Annotated in this window: 18 protein-coding genes and 1 pseudogene; 9 read left to right on the forward strand and 10 right to left on the reverse strand. The window is 74.1% G+C overall.

Translation table 11 applies throughout. The features are described 5' to 3' along the window. Nucleotides 1-277: 277 nt before the first annotated feature. Nucleotides 278-733 carry a cyclic nucleotide-binding domain-containing protein gene (locus ACZ4YY_RS17495; RefSeq protein WP_468290299.1) on the forward strand — a complete coding sequence of 152 codons (456 nt, stop codon included), beginning with the start codon at nt 278-280 and terminating at the stop codon, nt 731-733. Nucleotides 734-1,210: 477 nt separating this feature from the next. Here the strand turns inward: ACZ4YY_RS17495 and ACZ4YY_RS17500 are convergent, their stop codons facing one another. Together ACZ4YY_RS17500 and ACZ4YY_RS17505 are read right to left on the reverse strand one after the other, a co-directional pair. Continuing rightward, nucleotides 1,211-2,512, reverse strand: coding sequence for an MFS transporter (locus ACZ4YY_RS17500; protein ID WP_468290302.1), 1,302 nt, complete (start codon nt 2,510-2,512; stop codon nt 1,211-1,213). Between the two features lie 248 nt (nt 2,513-2,760). Further along, nucleotides 2,761-3,378 (reverse strand): LysE/ArgO family amino acid transporter, encoded by a 618-nt coding sequence (locus ACZ4YY_RS17505; RefSeq protein ID WP_468290305.1) that lies wholly within the window; start codon nt 3,376-3,378, stop codon nt 2,761-2,763. Nucleotides 3,379-3,447: 69 nt separating this feature from the next. On the opposite strand from ACZ4YY_RS17505, the gene ACZ4YY_RS17510 reads away from it, so the two are divergent. Next, on the forward strand, nt 3,448-4,350 hold the full coding sequence (locus ACZ4YY_RS17510; protein WP_468290917.1) for a LysR family transcriptional regulator ArgP: 903 nt from the start codon (nt 3,448-3,450) through the stop codon (nt 4,348-4,350). 4 nt (nt 4,351-4,354) lie between these two features. Here ACZ4YY_RS17510 and ACZ4YY_RS17515 read toward each other — a convergent pair. Then, nucleotides 4,355-4,597, reverse strand: a pseudogene (locus tag ACZ4YY_RS17515) (TetR/AcrR family transcriptional regulator); the annotation flags it as partial. A 104-nt stretch (nt 4,598-4,701) separates the two neighbouring features. On the opposite strand from ACZ4YY_RS17515, the gene ACZ4YY_RS17520 reads away from it, so the two are divergent. After that, entirely contained in the window at nt 4,702-4,839 is a 138-nt protein-coding gene (locus ACZ4YY_RS17520) for a hypothetical protein (RefSeq protein ID WP_468290955.1), read from the forward strand. Nucleotides 4,840-4,947: 108 nt separating this feature from the next. Further along, the gene (locus ACZ4YY_RS17525; RefSeq protein WP_468290308.1) at nt 4,948-5,199 is read left to right on the forward strand and encodes a WhiB family transcriptional regulator; all 252 of its coding nucleotides are present in this window, start codon (nt 4,948-4,950) and stop codon (nt 5,197-5,199) included. Between the two features lie 33 nt (nt 5,200-5,232). Here the strand turns inward: ACZ4YY_RS17525 and ACZ4YY_RS17530 are convergent, their stop codons facing one another. The 4 genes from ACZ4YY_RS17530 to ACZ4YY_RS17545 all read right to left on the reverse strand — a co-directional run bounded on the left by ACZ4YY_RS17530 (nt 5,233) and on the right by ACZ4YY_RS17545 (nt 9,268). Next, nucleotides 5,233-5,688 carry a DUF6098 family protein gene (locus ACZ4YY_RS17530; RefSeq protein ID WP_468290311.1) on the reverse strand — a complete coding sequence of 152 codons (456 nt, stop codon included), beginning with the start codon at nt 5,686-5,688 and terminating at the stop codon, nt 5,233-5,235. A gap of 130 nt (nt 5,689-5,818) precedes the next feature. After that, nucleotides 5,819-7,669: a sensor histidine kinase gene (locus ACZ4YY_RS17535; RefSeq protein ID WP_468290314.1), complete on the reverse strand. Its 1,851-nt coding sequence runs from the start codon at nt 7,667-7,669 to the stop codon at nt 5,819-5,821. Next, on the reverse strand, nt 7,666-8,364 hold the full coding sequence (locus tag ACZ4YY_RS17540) for a response regulator (protein WP_468290317.1): 699 nt from the start codon (nt 8,362-8,364) through the stop codon (nt 7,666-7,668). The genes ACZ4YY_RS17535 and ACZ4YY_RS17540 overlap by 4 nt, the downstream gene beginning before the upstream one ends. 145 nt (nt 8,365-8,509) lie before the next feature. Next, nucleotides 8,510-9,268, reverse strand: a complete 759-nt coding sequence (locus tag ACZ4YY_RS17545) for a hypothetical protein (protein WP_468290320.1) — start codon at nt 9,266-9,268, stop codon at nt 8,510-8,512. A 628-nt stretch (nt 9,269-9,896) separates the two neighbouring features. Here ACZ4YY_RS17545 and ACZ4YY_RS17550 point away from each other — a divergent pair. Then, on the forward strand, nt 9,897-10,244 hold the full coding sequence (locus tag ACZ4YY_RS17550) for a DUF488 domain-containing protein (protein ID WP_468290323.1): 348 nt from the start codon (nt 9,897-9,899) through the stop codon (nt 10,242-10,244). A gap of 3 nt (nt 10,245-10,247) precedes the next feature. Here the strand turns inward: ACZ4YY_RS17550 and ACZ4YY_RS17555 are convergent, their stop codons facing one another. Beyond that, on the reverse strand, nt 10,248-11,921 hold the full coding sequence (locus tag ACZ4YY_RS17555; protein ID WP_468290920.1) for an FAD-binding dehydrogenase: 1,674 nt from the start codon (nt 11,919-11,921) through the stop codon (nt 10,248-10,250). A gap of 47 nt (nt 11,922-11,968) precedes the next feature. Then, a complete protein-coding gene (locus ACZ4YY_RS17560; protein ID WP_468290325.1) occupies nt 11,969-12,619 on the reverse strand; it encodes a TetR/AcrR family transcriptional regulator in 651 nt (216 codons plus the stop codon). A 96-nt stretch (nt 12,620-12,715) separates the two neighbouring features. On the opposite strand from ACZ4YY_RS17560, the gene ACZ4YY_RS17565 reads away from it, so the two are divergent. The 4 genes from ACZ4YY_RS17565 (at nt 12,716) to ACZ4YY_RS17580 (ending at nt 16,394) form a co-directional block, all read left to right on the forward strand. Beyond that, nucleotides 12,716-13,345: an alpha-ketoglutarate-dependent dioxygenase AlkB gene (locus tag ACZ4YY_RS17565; RefSeq protein ID WP_468290327.1), complete on the forward strand. Its 630-nt coding sequence runs from the start codon at nt 12,716-12,718 to the stop codon at nt 13,343-13,345. A 336-nt stretch (nt 13,346-13,681) separates the two neighbouring features. After that, nucleotides 13,682-14,266: a hypothetical protein gene (locus tag ACZ4YY_RS17570; protein WP_468290330.1), complete on the forward strand. Its 585-nt coding sequence runs from the start codon at nt 13,682-13,684 to the stop codon at nt 14,264-14,266. A 133-nt stretch (nt 14,267-14,399) separates the two neighbouring features. Then, on the forward strand, nt 14,400-15,149 hold the full coding sequence (locus ACZ4YY_RS17575) for an MBL fold metallo-hydrolase (protein ID WP_468290332.1): 750 nt from the start codon (nt 14,400-14,402) through the stop codon (nt 15,147-15,149). Nucleotides 15,150-15,158: 9 nt separating this feature from the next. Beyond that, complete coding sequence (locus ACZ4YY_RS17580; protein ID WP_468290335.1) at nt 15,159-16,394, forward strand: DUF4032 domain-containing protein; 1,236 nt, start codon at nt 15,159-15,161, stop codon at nt 16,392-16,394. Nucleotides 16,395-16,494: 100 nt separating this feature from the next. Here the strand turns inward: ACZ4YY_RS17580 and ACZ4YY_RS17585 are convergent, their stop codons facing one another. After that, the gene (locus tag ACZ4YY_RS17585) at nt 16,495-17,367 is read right to left on the reverse strand and encodes a universal stress protein (protein ID WP_468290337.1); all 873 of its coding nucleotides are present in this window, start codon (nt 17,365-17,367) and stop codon (nt 16,495-16,497) included. Nucleotides 17,368-17,370 lie beyond the last annotated feature (3 nt).

Genomic DNA, 17,370 nt, shown 5'->3' on the forward strand with positions numbered 1-17,370 from the left:
CCAGGGCCTGCCTCGGAGTGAAACAGGTCACGTGACCGGGTTTTGGCTACACCGGACACCCCAAAATGGTTTACGATTCATTCATACGTGGTGGCGGGGTGGAGCCTACTCCCCCGCGCACCACCTGAGCGGCCCTGGCTGGTTTCCCCCGTCCAGCCAGGGCTTTCTCATGCCGTCGTCGGGAAGTCCCGTCCGCCGAGGTGCCCGGGCGGTCGGCAGCGGCTGAAATGGGCATAGGGAAAACCCCGGACCCATCGCCGGCGAGGAGCCCCGCGCCATGACCAGAGCGACGAAACTGCTGACCGCCCTCCCCCCGCCCCAGCGCCAGCGCCTGATGGCCCTCGGCCGGGAGGTGTCCTTCCCGGAGGACACCCGGATCTTCGAGGCCGGCGGGACGGCCGACCGGTTCTGGGTGATCCGCTCCGGCGCGGTCTCCCTCACCCAGCAGGTCACCACGGTTCAGCGGGTCACCGTCGCCACCCTCGGCGCCGGCGACCTGCTCGGCTGGTCCTGGCTGTTCCCGCCGTACCGGTGGGACTTCGGCGCGGAGGCCTTCAGCCCGGTGCGCTCCTACGAGTTCGAGGCGCGGCCGGTGCTCAAACTCTGCGAGGAGGACCCGGCGCTGGGACTCACCCTGGTCCGCATCGTGGCCGAGATCCTCGCCCACCGGCTGGAGATGACCCGAGGCAGGCTGATGGAGCAGTACGGCGGGAAGCGGCGGGGGGTGTTCTAGGGGGGTTTTGAAAGTCCCGCACAGCACCCACGGCGCCCGGCACGCCCTCTCGCCGCACCGGCCGAAAGCCCGAGTACATCCAGTACGAGCGCTTTCGTCCGGCACGCCGAGAGCACGCACCGGACACCGCGGGCACCGCACAGGACTTTCGAAACACCCCCTAGGGGGTCCTTGCACGATGAATGCCTGATCAGGGCGGCGTGGTCCGGTGCCGTGCATCGCAAGGCACCGGAGAGCCCTTGTCGCGGAGCCGGCAGGGCTTTCCGGCAACGCGGCGGGGTGCTGTACCGGGCCGCGCGGCCCGGGCGGGCACAGTGCAAGGACTCCTGAGGCCTGTCGTCCGGGTCATGCCGCGACGCCGGGGTGGTACGCGCCCGTGCCGCGCCGTCGCCGGCTGCCGGGACACGGCACGCCGGTCCGGCGGGGGTGGCGCACGAGTGATCACCTCCGGCCCCCGCGGGCCCGCCGCAGGTTCCGTCACACCCGGTACCGCCGCAGCGCCGGCGCCCCCGCCGTCAGCACCAGCATCGCCCCGACGACCAGGAGGCCGCCGCCCGCGACCGCCGCGCGGGGGCCGAAGGCGGCGCCCGCGGTGCCGTGGAGGGCGTCTGCCAGACGGGGACCGCCGGCCACGACGACCGTGAAGAGGCCCTGCATACGGCCGCGCATCTCGTCGGTGGCGGCGGAGAGCAGGATCGCCCCGCGGAAGACCATGGAGACCATGTCGGCCACGCCGGCGGCCGCGAGGAAGACCACGGCCGGCCAGAGACCGGTGCTCAGCCCGAAGCCCGCGATCGCCACGCCCCAGGCGACGACCCCGCCGACGACCATCCAGCCGTGCCGGCGGACCCGGGAGAACGTGCCGGAGAACAGGCCGCCCAGCACCGCGCCGATGGGGATCGCCGCGAACAGCAGGCCGAGGGCGAACCCCTCGCCGTAGGGGGCGTAGGTCTCGGCGGCGAGCTGGGGGAAGAGCGCCCGGGGCATGCCGAGGACCATGGCGATGACGTCGGCGACCAGGGACAGCAGCAGCACCTTGTGCCCGGCGACGTACCGGAAGCCCTCTGCGATCTGCCGTACCCCGGCGCGCCGGGCGCCGGTGCCGGCCGGCGGCGGCAGCGGAGGCAGGCGGACGACGGCCCACAGCGTCACGCACAGCGCGAGGGCGTCGATGAGGTACAGCTCGGGCAGGCCGACGACCGGGATCAGCACACCCGCCAGCAGCGGTCCGGCGACCAGACCGGTCTGCATGACCGTCGAGCCGAGGGCGCCGGCCGCCGCCAGTTCCTCCGCGGGGACGAGGCGGGCGACGGAGGCGTTGCGGGCGGGCGCGTTCAGACCGAAGAAGGCCTGCTGGGCGGCGAGCAGCACCATCAGCACGGCCACCGAGTCCAGCCCGGCGGCGGCCTGGATCCAGAACAGCACCGAGGTGACGGCGATACCGCTGTTGGTGATCAACAGCAGTCTGCGCCGGTCCACGGTGTCGGCGACCGCGCCGCCCCACAGCGCGAAGGCCACCATGGGCAGCAGTCCGGCGAGGCTCGCGTAACCGACCCAGGCCGAGGAGCCGGTGATGTCGTAGACCTGCTTGGGGACGGCGACCGCCGTGAGCTGGCTTCCGACGGCCGTGACGACCGTCGACGACCACAGGCGGCGGTAGGCGGGCCGGCGCAGCGGGCGGGTGTCCATCGCCCAGCGGCGCCAGCCGCGCCGGGACCGCCCGGGCGGGCTCGGATCCGCGTCGGCCTCGGGTGCGGTACTGCTCTCGCCGGTGTCCACGGGCTTCCTGGTTGCTCGTTACATCTTTCGTGTCCGGGGGTCACTATCGCAGTACCTTCCGTGGTTTCGCGGCCCCTGCGGACAAGTGATCTCACACTTCGGACACGGCAGCTTTGGACACGTGCCGCGGACGCGAAGGGTTCGGACGCGAGGGCCGGGGCGCGACGGTCGCGGGCGCGGGGACCGGCGGACACGAAGCTGCGGACACGAAGGCCGGGCACGAAGGCCGGCGGGCGCGAGGGCCGCTCTCAGGCTCCCGCGACGAGCAGCCCGCCGAGGACGAGCATCGTGGCGGCGACCAGGCCGTCCAGGACGCGCCAGGCGGCCGGCCGGGTCAGGAACCGGCCGAGGAAGCGGGCGCCGAAGCCCAGCGCCGCGAACCAGCACAGGCTGGCCAGCGCGGCTCCGAGACCGAAGGTCCAGCGCAGCGGGCCCCGGTCGGCGGCGACGGAGCCGAGCAGGAAGACGGTGTCGAGGTAGACGTGCGGGTTGAGCCAGGTCAGCGCCAAACAGGTGAGCACGGCCCGCCGTCGTGAGCCCGCCGCCTCGCCGTCCGCGCGCAGCGCCTCCCGTGCGGGCCGCAGGACCCGGCGGGCGGCGAGGGCGCCGTAGCCGAGCAGGAAGGCGCCCCCGATCCAGCCGACCGCGGTCAGCGCTCCCGGCCACGCCACCACGAGCGCCCCCACCCCGCCCACCCCGAGGGCGATGAGGGCGACGTCGGACAGGGCGCAGATGCCGACGACGGCGAGGACGGCGTCCCGTCGGATCCCCTGACGCAGGACGAAGGCGTTCTGGGCCCCGATGGCGACGATGAGCGACAGGCCGGTGCCGAATCCGGCGGCCGCGGCGGCGAGAGCGTTGGACATGCCGTCCAACCTAGGGAGCCGATCACTGGACGTACAGCTAAAGATTCTTACGTATCATTAGCTGTCGTGATGAAAGATCTCCCCCTCGACCAGGTCCGGACGCTGCTCGCGGTCGTCGACGAGGGAACCTTCGACGCGGCGGCGGCCGCCCTGCACGTGACGCCGTCGGCGGTCAGCCAGCGGGTGAAGGCACTGGAGCAGCGCACCGGACGGGTCCTGCTGCTGCGCACCAAGCCGGTGCGGCCCACGGAGTCCGGGGAGATCGTCGTGCGGTTCGCCCGGCAACTGGCCCGGTTGGAACGCGACACGCGGTCCGAGCTGGGCATGAGCGGCGCCGACGAGCCGACGCGCGTGACCGTCGCGGTCAACGCGGACTCGCTCGCCACCTGGTTCCTGCCGGCCCTGACCCGCGTCCCGCAGGAGCCTCAGCTGCTCTTCGAACTGCACCGCGAGGACGAGACCCGCACGGCGGAGCTGCTCCGGGAGGGGCGGGTGATGGCGGCCGTCACCTCCTCGCCCGACGCCGTGACCGGGTGCTCGGTGCGCCCCCTCGGCCTGATGCGGTACGTCGCAGCGGCCAGCCCCGGGTTCGCCGCCCGCCACCTGGACGGCGGTCCGCTCTCCGAGACGCTGACCCGGGCCCCCACGGTGGTCTTCGACCGCAGCGACGACCTCCAGGACGCCTTCGTGCGCGGGCTGCGGCGCGACGACACCGGCGCGGGGCCCGTCCGGCACGCCGTGCCGACGTCGGAGGGGTTCCTGGACGCGGTCACGGCCGGGCTCGGCTGGGGAATGGTGCCCGAGGTGCAGGCCGAGGCGCTGCTGGCGGACGGACGTCTGATCCCACTGGCCCCGCGGCGCCCCTTGGACGTCCCGCTGTACTGGCAGCAGTGGAGGCTCGACTCGCCGGCGCTGGCCGCGGTGGCGGCGGCCGTGGCACGGACGGCTGCGGGGACCCTGCGCGCCTGGTGAACCGTCAGCGCGCGTGCAGGACGGCCCGCCGGGCGGCCGCGCTGTCCAGCAGCATCTCCAGAGCCGTCGGACAGGCACTGGTGACCATCCGCGCCGACAGCAGCGGCGCCGCCTCGGCGATCCCGGAATGGGTGGTGGCGGGCAGCCGGGCGTAGGTGGAGCGCCACACGGCGTCGTCGGCGCGCTGCGCGGCCTGCGGGAGGGCGGGGGAGGCCGCGTCCAGGGCGGCGAAGGCCAGGGTCTGGTCGCGCCGGTGGCGGGCAGCTCGAGCGCCGCGACCGGGTTGACCGCCGTCTGCCACACCACGGCCTGGCTGCCGTACTCGGCCATGGGCCACTCGTCGTCGACCACTTGGCGGGCCGACCGCACGCCATCGGACTGCGCACCTGGACCAGCGCGGGCGTGCCCGGTCCCGAGGCGTTCCCGGCCCGCCCGTTCCCGGACCTGCTGACGGAGTACGGCTCGCCGTGGGGCGCCCGGGAGCAGTGAAGCGGCCTTCGTCCCGTCCGGGGCGGTTTCACTCCCGTCTCTCCGGTGACCCGACCGGGAGCAACTCATCCGGAAGAGCACATACGACTCGGATCGCAGGTGACTTCGATGGACGACTGGCGACAGCGTGCCGCGTGCCGCCAAGAGGACCCGGAACTCTTCTTCCCGATCGGCTCCTCGGGGCCGGCGCTGCTGCAGACGGAACAGGCGAAGTCGGTCTGCCGACGCTGCCCGGTGCGGGAGCCGTGTCTGGACTGGGCGATGGAGACCGATCAGGCCCTCGGGGTGTGGGGCGGGACGAGCGAGACCGAACGGCGGGCGCTCAAGCGCCGCATCAAGGCGGCCCGCCGCAGTTCCTGACCCGGGTGGGGGCCGGCCCGGACCGGTCGGCCCTCACCGGCCCGTCCGGCGCAGCGGCCCCCAACGGGCCTCCTGCCGGGCCACCTCGGTGCGGGCCTCCTCGATCACCCGGGGGTCGATCCAGGACAGCGGCCGCACGTCGACGACGAGCGGTTCGTTGTCCGGGCCCCGGCCCGTCTCCCGGCCCGTGAGGACCCAGGGGCGGACGCCGGGGCCCTTCTCGTGCGGCAGGTGGGCGTAGTCGTAGAGCCGCCGGGCGACCCACAGGGTGCGCGAGCGGTCCTCCCACCAGCCCTCCACGTCGAGGGGGTTGGCGGACAGGCCGGGCAGCGCGACGCCGGTGAGGTCGTCGGTGCTGGAGAGCGCGCCGAGGTCCGTCCCGGGACCGCGGGACCAGCGGACGAACAGACCTCGGCGCCGCTCGACCAGGTCGGCCAGTTCACTCAGGGACAGCGTGACCGGCAGGTCGTCCCAGTCCCACGGACGCATGGCATGACCTCCCTCTTCGTCGTCAGGTCACCGGGGTACCCGCCGGACCGCGACGGAACCTGCCCCTTCGGTCCCGGGCGTCACGCGGGCCCTGCGGGACGCCCCGTCCGGCCGTCCCCGTGCGGCAGGCTCAGCCCTCGCGGGGTTCCGCGGTGGCGGGCAGCCGCAGGGTGAACTCGCTTCCCTTGCCCGGATCGCTCACGGCTCGGGCCGTGCCGCCGTGGGCGGCCGTCAGGTGACGGACGATGGGCAGGCCGAGTCCGCTGCCGCCGGTGCGGCGGCTGCGGGACTTCTCCGCACGCCAGAACCGTTCGAAGACGTGCGGCAGGTCCTCCGGTTCGATGCCGGTTCCGGTGTCCGCGACGGCCAGGACGACCTGCTCCCCCTCGCGCCGCGCGGTCAGGGTGACCGTGCCCGCGGGCGGGGTGTGGCGGACCGCGTTGGTGACGAGGTTGCCGAGGGCCTGCCGCAGCCGCACCGGGTCGGCGTCCAGCCAGGGGGCGCCCTCGGTCCGGGTGCGCAGGGCGACGCCGGCCGTGTCGGCGGCGACGCGGTGGGCCGCGGCCACCTGGGCGAGGAGTTCGTCGGCGGACACGGGTTCGCGGTGCAGGCGCAGCGTCCCGGCGTCGGCGGCGGCGAGGTCGCTCAGGTCGTCGATGACGCGCTGGAGGAGGACGGCCTCCTCGTGCAGGGCGGAGAGCAGTTCGGTGTCGGGCTCGACGAGACCGTCGCGGGTGACCTCCAGCCAGCCCCGGATGTTGGTGAGCGGGCTGCGCAGTTCGTGTGCGACGTCGGCGACCAGTGCCTTGCGCTGGGCCTGCAGCCGCTCACGCCGCTCGGCGAGGTCGTTGAAGGCCTCGGCGAGGATCCCGGTCTCGTCCCGGGTGGTGACGGGGACCCGCACATGCCGGTCGGGGGGCTGCTGGGCGGCGGCGGTGAGGGCGCGCAGGGGCCGCACCAGGCGGGTGGCGACGACCGCGGTCACGGCGACGGTGACGGCGAGCACCAGCCCGGCCGCGCCCACGACCTTCGCCTTGTTGGCCGGGGAGAGGTCCCAGCGGGGCACCGCCGCACTGCCCCCGCCGCCCAGGAACAGTTCCGCGACGGGGGCGACGTACGGGGCGAGCTGGGCGAGGCGGGCCTCGTCGAGGCAGGTACGGGCGGCGCGCGCACTCTTGTCGTCCTTGACGAGGAACTCGGCCATGGGTGTCGCGTCGCGCGTGTCGACGCCGTGGAGGCCGCCGAGGGCCAGTGGTGTGTCGGGGTGCAGGCCCGCCCGCGACAGACAGGGCCGCGCGCTCTGCCGGAGCGCGGTCAGCGCCTTCTCCTCCGTGGGGACCGGGGTGTGGAGCAGCCCGTCGGCACAGGGCTCGGGCACGTGGTCGGGCTCGACGCCCTGGTCGGTCCCGTCGGCATGGCGCAGGACGGGGCGGCCGGCCGGCGTGCGGGCGATCGTCGTGTCGATGCCGTTGCGGGCGAAGCAGAGCTGCCGTTTGCGGGCCAGGGCGTCCAGTCGGGTGCGCTCCGCCGCCGTGAGCCGGTAGGGCCCGACCACCCGCGGGTCGGTGCCGGCGAGCTGGGCGCCGGGCTCGCTGGAGGTGTCGGTGCGCAGGGGGTCGACGGTGGCGGCGGCTCGCGGGGGCAGGGAGGTGCCGCGCGGCGCGGAGTCGGCGAGGAGGGTGCGGTCGGCGGTGGTCAGGGCGATGCGCCGGCCGGTCCGCTCGGACAGGGCGCGCACGGTGGCCCGGACACCGGTCCAGTCGGGGTGCGTGGCCGCGTAGCCGCTGAGCTGCGCGAGGATGTCCATGTCGTCGGCGAGGGCCTGGCCCTGTTCCTCGCGCAGGGCGCGGGTGGTGGTCGCCACCGCCAGCCACGCCGTCGCGGCCACCGAGCACACGGCGATCAGCGCGGAGGCGATGAGCAGCCGCACCAGCAGACGCTTGCGCAGGGGTATGCGGACGCGGGTCGGGGTGCCGGTCACGGGCGGCCGCCGCTGAGTTTGTAGCCGACGCCGTAGACGGTCAGCAGCCGTACGGGGCTGCGCGGGTCGGGCTCGATCTTGCGGCGCAGGTTCATGATGTGCACGTCGACGGCCCGTTCGGTGGAGGAGCGGTCGAAGCCCCGGGTGCAGTGCAGCAACTGGCGGCGGGTGAAGACCCGTTCGGGCTCACCGGCCATGGCGAGCAGGATCTGGAACTCGGCGGGCGTGCACTCCACGGCCGCCCCGTCGCAGCGAACCTCGTGCCGCTCCGGATCGACGGCTATCCCCGCGGCCCGTACGACGGGATCCTCCCGTCGCTCGCCGCCGGCCCGTCCGCTGCGCCGCAGGACGGTGCGGATGCGGGCCATCAGCTCGCGCGGGCTGTACGGCTTGGTCATGTAGTCGTCGGCGCCCAGTTCCAGGCCGAGCAGCACGTCGTCCTCGGCGGCGCGGGCGGTCAGCATCAGCACGGGGACGTCGTCGTCCCGGCGCAGCACCCGGCAGACGCCGAAGCCGTCGATGACGGGCAGCATCAGGTCGAGCACCACGAGGTCCGGCCGGTCGCGCCGGACCGCGTCCAGCGCGGCGGAGCCGTCGTGCACGACGGTGGCGGTGTGGCCCTCTGCGAGCAGGGAGCGGCGGATGAGTTCGGCCTGCATCGCGTCGTCCTCGGCGACCAGTACGTGTGCGCACACGCGGGCGGCTCCTCAGCGGTCGGCGGGTCCGGGCGGCGGATGTCGGCGGCGGATCCGGGCGGCGGACGGTCGGGGTTGTTCGGTCGGGGTTGTTCGGTCGTTGCCGGGTCGGTGCTGTCGGGTCGGCGTCCGGCCGGCGGTCCGGTCAGCGGGCCAGGGCGGCGCGGTCGCCCATGGCGACGACCGGGCGGAGGGCGGGGTCGAGCGCGCGCAGCAGTTCCCTCATGTGCTGTTCGGAGATGCTGACACAACCCTGGGTCGGGCCGCCGTGGTCGACGTGGAACCAGATGCCGCCGCCGCGCCGCGCGCCCAGCGGGCGGGTCCAGTCGAGCGGTGAGGTACCCGGCTCGCGGTTGTAGTCGATGGCGACGACGTAGTCGAAGGACCCGGCCAGCGGCTCGCCCTCGAAGCCGGTGCCGCCCACGGTGAAGACGTCGGAGCGGTCGTAGGGCAGCCGGGTGCCGGGGTCGCGCAGCCGGCCGCCCGCGTCGGTGAGGCCGAAGACGCCGACGGGCGAGCGCAGGTCGCCGAGCGTGTGGTGGTCGGTCCAGCCGCGGAGGGCGTTGTGGGCGGGCCAGGCGGGACCGGGCTGCCAGCCGGCCCCGGTGCGCCGGTACAGCACGACCTCGGAGAGCGGGGAGTCACGTCCGCGTCCGGTCACCACGACCACCTGGCGCGTCCCGGGCGGCAGGGCGGCCCGCGTCTTCGGGCCGAGGCCCGGTATGTCGCGCGGCGCCGTGTGCGCGGACACCTGCGGCGCGGGGGCGATCGGCGGCGCGGAGGACGCGGGGCCGGACGGCGCGGCGCCGTCCTGGTGGTCGGGTGAGGCCGCCGCGCCCGCCCCGCATCCGGTGAGCAGGAGGGACGCGGCGAGCAGCGCGGCGCGTGTGTGGTGCTTGATCATGAGTCGACTCTGGCCGGGTGGTGTGAGGAACTGGTGAGCTTCGCGGGCGTGTTCGGCTTTCCCCGGGGTGTGCGGCCGGGTCCGGGACAGCCCGCCGAGCTCTTTCCCCGACACCCGCTCCGCCAGACGTTCGAATTTCGCGGTGGTGCCGTGGCGGTGCCCGGTCGCCCAGGCGCGCAGACACGACGGTCACGCGGAAGGTCGAAGCGGCCGAGGTCGCCGGTGGCGCGGGCGGTGAGGACGGCCCGTCCGCCGAGGTGGCGCCTCGCGGGGTCGTGACGCAGGGTCAGGTCGTAGTGGTCGACGGGGTAGCCGCCGTTGCCGACGGGCGGGGAGCAGGGGTCGCCGACGCCGGGGGCGCCCGCCGGGCCGGCGGCCGGGGCCGGGTCGGCCGCGGTGGGCAGCGCGACGACGGCGACGGGCACGGCCACGGGGCGGGCGGGGCGTCTGCGGAGGTGTGTCACGTGCGCTCCTCGGAGGGTGGCGTGTGATGAAACGTCCTCAGGCCGGGCGACGGGCGTCGGGGATCACCCTCGTTCAGGCCGCGCCGCGCGGCGCGGCCCAGGCGGGAACAGTGCAAGGGCCCCTTAGGCTCGGCTCGACCGACCGCCCCGTGGAGAGGCCGCCCATGAGTGTCCGCGTGCGCCGCGTCTACGATCCGCCCGAGCCCGGGGACGGCGTGCGCGTCCTGGTCGACCGGCTGTGGCCGCGTGGCCTGTCCAAGGACGCGGCGCGGGTCGACGAGTGGCCGAAGGCCCTCACGCCCTCCACCGAGCTGCGCCGCTGGTACCACGCGGGGGAGGGCGGGTTCGAGGACTTCGCCGGCCGGTACGAGGCGGAGCTCGCCGCGCCGGAGGCGGCCGAACTCATGGAGCGGGTGCGCGCCACGGCCCGCGAGGGGCCGGTGACGCTGCTGACGGCGGCGAAGGAGCCGGAGCGCAGTCACGCGCAGGTGCTGCTCCGGCTCCTGGGCTGAGGATCAGCCGGTCTGTCGCGCCGCCGCCCGTCCCGCCGCGCGCCCGGAGAAGAGGCAGCCGCCGAGGAAGGTGCCCTCGAGGGCGTTGTAGCCGTGGACGCCGCCGCCGCCGAAGCCGGCCACCTCGCCCGCCGCGTACAGGCCTTCGACGGGGGTGCCGTCGGCGCCCAGGGCGCGCGAGTCGAGGTCGGTCTGGATGCCGCCGAGGGTCTTGCGGGTGAGGACGTGCAGTTTGACGGCGATCAACGGCCCGGCCTGGGGGTCGAGGATGCGGTGCGGGGTGGCGACCCGGCCGAGGCGGTCGCCGATGTAGCGGCGGGCGTTGCGGATGCCCTGGACCTGCGCGTCCTTGGCGTACGGGTTGGCGATCTGCAGGTCGCGGGCGCGGATCTGGCGGCGCAGGGTGTCCGCGTCGAGCAGCGGCTCGTCGGTCAGGGCGTTCATCTTGTCGACGAGCCGGTCGAGGGTGTCGGCGACGACGAAGTCGGCGCCCTTGTCCAGGAACGCCTGCACCGGTGCCGGGGCTCCCTTGCCGAGCAGCCGGTCGCGCAGGACGGCCTTGCGGTCCTTGGCGGTGATGTCGGGGTTCTGCTCGGAGCCGGAGAGCGCGAACTCCTTCTCGACGATCCTGCGGGTGAGGACGAACCAGGAGTGGTCGTGTCCGGCGATGTCCTCGGTGGTGCGCAGGTGCCGGAGCGTGCCGAGGGTGTCGTAGCCCGGCAGGCAGGGGTCGGGCAGGCGGCGGCCGAGGGCGTCGAACCACATCGAGGACGGGCCGGGCAGGATGCGGATGCCGTGGCCGGGCCAGACGGAGTCCCAGTTCTGGACGCCCTCGGTGTAGTGCCACATGCGGTCGCGGTTGACCAGGCGGACGCCGGCCTGGGCGCTGATGTCGAGCATGCGGCCGTCGACGTAGGCGGGGACGCCGGTGACCATCCGGGCCGGGGGCGTGCCGAGCCGCTCCGGCCAGTAGCGGCGGACGATGTCGTGGTCGGCGCCGATGCCTCCGCTGGTGACGATCACCGCCCGGGCGGTCAGTTCGAAGTCGCCGATCGGGTCGCGGTTGGTGGCGACACCGCGCGGGGAGTCGTCGGGGGCGAGGACCGTACCGCGCACCCCGCGCGCGGCGCCGTCCCGCAGGACGAGTCCGTCGACGCGGTGGCGGTGGTGGAAGGTCAGCAGCCCGTCCTTGGCGGCCTGCCGGGCGTACCGCGCGAACGGTTCGACGACACCGGTGCCTGTGCCCCAGGCGACGTGGAAGCGGGGGACGGAGTTGCCGTGTCCGTCGGCGCGCAGGTCGCCGCGCTCGGCCCAGCCCACGGTCGGTACGAAGGAGATGCCGTGCCCGGTGAGCCAGGAGCGCTTCTCCCCCGCCGCCCACTCCACGTAGGCGCGCGCCCAGCGCACCGCCCAGGAGTCCTCGTCGTCGGTGCGGTCGAACTGTGCGCTGCCCTGCCAGTCGCTCCAGGCGAGGTCGAGGGAGTCCTTGATGCCGAGGCGCCGCTGCTCGGGCGAGTCGACGAGGAAGAGCCCGCCGAACGACCAGAACGCCTGGCCGCCGAGGTTGGCGGCGTTCTCCTGGTCGACAAGGGCGACCCGTCTGCCCCTGCTGGTGAGTTCGTGCGCCGCGACCAGGCCGGCGAGGCCCGCTCCGACGACGATGACGTCCGCGTCCATGCCGTCCGTTCCCTTTCTCCTGCGGGTGCTTCTCATGCGGGTGCTTCTCATGCGGGGGTGCCGCCGCCGTCGGTCAGCAGTGCGGTGAGCAGCTGCTTGAGCCAGGCGCGGGCGCCGTCCACGTCCTTGTCGAGCAACAGCTGGGTGGTGACTCCGTCGTACGCGGCGACCACCGCGTGGGCCGCGGAGTCGGCGTCGCCGAGGACGGCGGGCAGAGAGGTGTGGCCGCGGGCCCGGGCGAGCCGGTCGGCGATGGCCCCGCGCAGTCTGGCCCGGTGTTCGAGCAGGGTCTGCGCCACGGCCGGGTCGCGGGCGGCGTGCACCAGGAAGTCCGTCTTGACCAGCAGCCAGTTCAGGTCGAGCAGGAGCACGTCGGCGACGCGGTCCACGGAGGCGGGGACGTCGAGATCCGGCCCGTCCCCGGCGAGCGCATCGGCGACCTGCCGGGCGATCAGGTCCGCGCGCTGCCGGTAGAGCGCGAAGAACAGTTCGTCCAGGCTTGCGAAGTTGGAGTAGAAGGCGCCCCGGCTGTAGCCGGCGGCCTCGCAGACCTCCTCGATGGAGACCCGGCCGAACCCCTTCGCGGCGAACACCGCGAAGGCGGCGTCGAGCAGGTTGGCCCGCGTGCGGACGCGCCGTCTGGTGACGCGCCCGCTGCTCTCCCGTGCCGCGCCCATACCGACCTCCGTTCGATACATGAATGTATCGAATACATGAATGTATGCAAAGCGACAGGCGCTCGGCGTGGCCGATCTTGAGGGAACAAATTTTCGAATGAGAGTAGGCTGAGTGCCATGACCAGGCACCTCCAGGGCTCCCTGTTCGACCAGACCGACGAACTGCGGCTCGGCCCCCTCGACGGGATGCGCCGGACCGTGCTCGGCTCGGGCGCCTGGATCGACGTGCTGCCCGGCTGGCTGACCGGCTCGGACGCCTTGTTCGAGCATCTGGCGGCGGAGGTTCCCTGGCGGGCGGAGCGCCGGCAGATGTACGACCACATGGTGGACGTCCCCCGGCTGCTCGCCTTCTACGGCCCGGACCGCACGCTGCCCCATCCGGTGCTCGACGAGGCGCGTGACGCCCTCAGCGCGCACTACGCGGAGGAACTGGGCGAGCCCTTCGTCACCGCCGGCCTGTGCCACTACCGCGACGGCCGCGACAGCGTGGCCTGGCACGGTGACCGGATCGGCCGGGGCGCCCGCGAGGACACGATGGTGGCGATCGTCTCCGTGGGCTCCCCGCGCGACCTGCTCCTGCGTCCGGCGCACGGCGGAGGCGAGACCGTGCGCCGCCCGCTCGGACACGGCGACCTGATCGTGATGGGCGGCTCCTGCCAGCGGGCCTGGGAGCACTGCATCCCCAAGTCGACCCGCGCCACGGGCCCGCGGATCAGCATCCAGTTCCGCCCCCGCGGCGTGCAGTAGACCCGAGAACGGTCCGGGTGCACAGGAGAACCCGGCCCCGGCTCGGGGCGGGCAGCCGAAACCGCAGCGGCGGTCCGGGGCATGCAGCAGAGCCCGAAGAGCCGGCCCGGGGCGGACAGCAGGAACCGAAGAGCCGGCCCTCGGTGGGCAGCAGAACCGCAGGGGCGGTCCGGGCGGGCGGTGAAGCCCGAAGGGCCGACCCGGGGTGTGCAGCAGATCGCTGAAGGTCGGCCCGGGGGCGGGCGGCGAGGCCCGAGGGGCTGGGAGGCCAGGGACACAAGAGAGGGGCGGCATTCCGCGTTTACATACCCCTCGGGGGTATGTACGTTGAGGTTCATGACGCCTCAACCGCAGCACGTCACGTCCCCCGGCCCCCGCTCAGCCGTCCTGCGCCACTGGCCCGCCTGGGCGGCGGCCGGGCTGACCCTGCTGATCGCGTTCGACATGTCCGACGGCGTCGACCTCGCCCCCGCCCTGGCCGCCTCCGCGCTCGTCTACTTCGGCGCCGCCGTGCTCGGCCGGCCCTCCACGGCGTGGGCGCTCTTCCTCGGGTCCTTCGTCGTGATCTTCGCGACCGAGCTGGTCGGCGGCGGCGCCGTCGACCCGACCTGGGTCGTGCTCGCCCTGGCCCTGCCGTTGCTCGGGTACGCCCTGCGGCCCGCCGCACTGCGCGCCGCGGGCGGCCTGGCGCCGTTGCAGGTGGCCGCGCTGCTCGCCTTCGGCGGCGCGGCCGCGCTCGCCCTGGGCGCCGGCGGTGACGCGGGCGCGTACCTGGTGGCGGCCGGGCTGTTCGGCCACGCGCTCTGGGACGCCCACCACTACCGCATCGACAAGGTGGTCGTGCGCCCGTTCGCGGAGCTGTGCCTGGTGCTGGACGCCCTCCTCGCCGTGATCATCGTGGCCGTGACGGTCACCGGCTGAACACCCGCCGCGCGAGCTGCCGGTGTGCCGGGTCCCGGCCGCCCGGCCGGCACACCGCCCCGCCGTCGGCACCCGGCCGGTGATCTGCTTTGCTGTCCCCCGTCGGGCACGACCTCACCCCCACGGGACGGACATGCGGGCAGACGTACGGCAAGTGGCGGACGGCATCCACCTGGTGCACGGCAGCAACACCAACTGGGTGATCCTCACCGAGGGCGACGCCGTCACCCTCATCGACACCGGCTACCCGGCCGACCGGCGCCAGCTCCTGGACTCCCTGGCCGCGGTGGGCGCTTCGCCGCAGGCCGTGACGGCCGTCCTGATCACCCACGCCCACAACGACCACCTGGGCTCCGCCGAGCACCTGCGCGCCGCCTACGGCATCCCCGTCCTCCTCCACGAGGCCGAGGTCCCCCACGCGCGGCGGGAGTTCCTCCAGCAGGTGTCGGTCGGCGAGGTGCTGCGCAACGCCTGGCGACCCGGTGTCCTGCCCTGGATGGTGCACGCCCTGCGCTCGGGCGGCACGGAACAGCACCCGGTCACCGCGCCCGAGGCCTTCCCGGTCGCCGACGGCCCGTTGGACCTGCCCGGCCGGCCCGTGCCCGTGCACACCCCCGGTCACACCGACGGCCACACCGTCTTCCACCTCCCGCACGCCGGGGCCGTCGTCTCGGGCGACGCCCTGGTCAGCGGTCACGCGACCTCCCGCGTCGACGGTCCGCAGCTCCTGCCCGACATGTTCCACCACGAGCGCGCCCGCGCCGTGGCCTCCCTGGACCTGATAGAGGCGCTGGAGGCGGACGTGCTGCTGCCCGGGCACGGGCCGGTGCACCGCGGCCCCGTACGGGAGGCGGCTCGCCGGGCACGCGAGCGGGCCGTCTAAGGTCGGGCCATGGCTTTGCAGATCAGCGCCACCAACCCGGAGCACCCGGCACTCCTGCTGGAGCTGCCCTGGCACCTGCCGCTGGAGCAGTGGCCCGACGAGGTCCTCGTGCCGCTGCCGCGCGGCATCTCCCGGCACGTGGTGCGCTACGCCCGGGCCGGCGACGAGGTGATCGCCGTCAAGGAGCTCGCCGAGCGGCCGGCGTTGCGCGAGTACGAGCTGCTGCGCGACCTGGACCGGCTGGGGATCCCGGCCGTCGACCCGCTGGCCGTGGTCACCGGACGCACCGACGACGCCGCGGATCCGCTGGAGTCGGTGCTGGTCACCCGGCACCTGGGCGGCTCGATGCCGTACCGGTCGATGTTCGAGACGACCATGCGGCCGGCCACCATGCACCGGCTGATGGACGCCCTCGCTGTGCTGCTGGTGCGGCTGCACCTGGCCGGGTTCGCCTGGGGCGACTGCTCGCTGTCGAACACCCTGTTCCGGCGGGACGCGGGCGCCTACGCCGCCTATCTCGTCGACGCCGAGACCGGCGACCTGCACCCGCAGCTGAGCCCGGGGCAACGCGAGTACGACCTCGACCTGGCCCGGGTGAACATCAGCGGCGAGCTGCTCGACCTGGAGGCCTCGGGGGCGCTGCACCCCTCGGTGGACCCCATCGAGTTCGGCACGGAGATCTGCGCCCGCTACGGCGCGCTGTGGAAGGAGCTGACCCGCACCTCGGTGTACCCGGCCGGCAAGTACCACTACATCGAGCGCCGCATCCGCCGTCTGAACGACCTCGGCTTCGACGTCGCCGAGATGCAGATCGAGCACTCGTCCAACGGCGACACCGTCACCTTCGTGCCGAAGGTCGTCGACGCGGGTCACCACCAGCGGCAGTTGCTGCGCCTGACCGGCCTGGACACCGAGGAGAACCAGGCGAGACGGCTGCTGACCGACCTGGAGAGCTGGATGGCCACCCAGGACGACTACGCGCCGGGCGACCCCCTCGCCGCCCGCCCGGAGGTCCTCGCGCACCGCTGGGTGCGCGACATGTTCCGGCCCACCGTGCGGGCGGTGCCCGTCGAGCTGCGCGGCTCGATGGACCCGGCGGAGATCTACCACGAACTCCTCGAACACCGCTGGTACCTGTCGGAGCGGGCGCAGCACGACATCGGCCTCGACACGGCCGTCGAGGACTACATCGCGAAGATCCTGCCCAAGGCGCGGGAGACGCTGGAGCCGACCACGCCCGAGTGAGGGGTCCGTGCACCTGCCTTCCTGAGCAGAGTGCACGAACCCATAAGAGCTCCGAACAGAAGGGCGAGCTGATCGGCCTCCCTCTGTTCGGAGCTCTACGTCAGGCGTGCGGCACCACCGCGACCGGGCAGTCGGCGTGGTGCAGGACCCCGTGCGCCACCGAGCCGATGCGGGCGCCGACCGCCGTGCGGTGGGCGCGGCGGCCGACGACCATCAACTGGGCCCGGCCGGACACCGACAGCAGCACCTGCCCGGCGCTGCCGATCTCGACGTGCTCCACCACCGGCACGTCCGGGAAGCGCTCGCGCCACGGCTCCAGGGCCGCCGCGAGGGCCTTCTTCTCGTACGGCTCCAAGCCGCCCGCCTCGTCGAGGAGCCTGAGCGAGGCGGGGCTGTAGGAGAACACCGGCGGCAGGGTCCAGGCGCGGACGGCACGGACGGTGGCGCCGCGGGCGGCGGCCGTCTCGAACGCGAACCGCAGCGCGGGTGCGCTGTCCTCTGGGGCACCGTGCTGGCCGACGACGATCTCGTGCCCGGCGACCTCGTCGCTGGGTCTGGCTCCGGCGCGGACCAGGACGACCGGGCGGGTGGCCCCGGCGATCACCTGCTGGCCCACCGAGCCCAGCAGGAACCCGACCAGGGGGCCGTGTCCGCGCGAGCCCAGCACGAGGAGCTCCGCCTGCGCCGCGGCGGCGGCCAGGGTCTCGACCTCGTCGCCCTCCACGACGTCGGTGGTCACCGGCAGACCCGGGTGGCGGGCGGCGACCTCCTCGACGGCCCGCCCGACGCCGTCGCGCACCCACCGCTCCTGCGTGTCCCGGTCGGCGCCCTCGGCCTCCGCGGCCGGCTGGTGCCGCCAGGCGTGCACCACCCGCAGCGCCAGGTCCCGCCGGACGGCCTCCCGGGCCGCCCAGGCGAGCGCCGCGAGGCTCTCGTCCGTCCCGTCGACCCCTGCCGTGATCGGGCCCGTCATTCC

It is taken from the genome of Streptomyces sp. NPDC030143 (assembly GCF_055573695.1).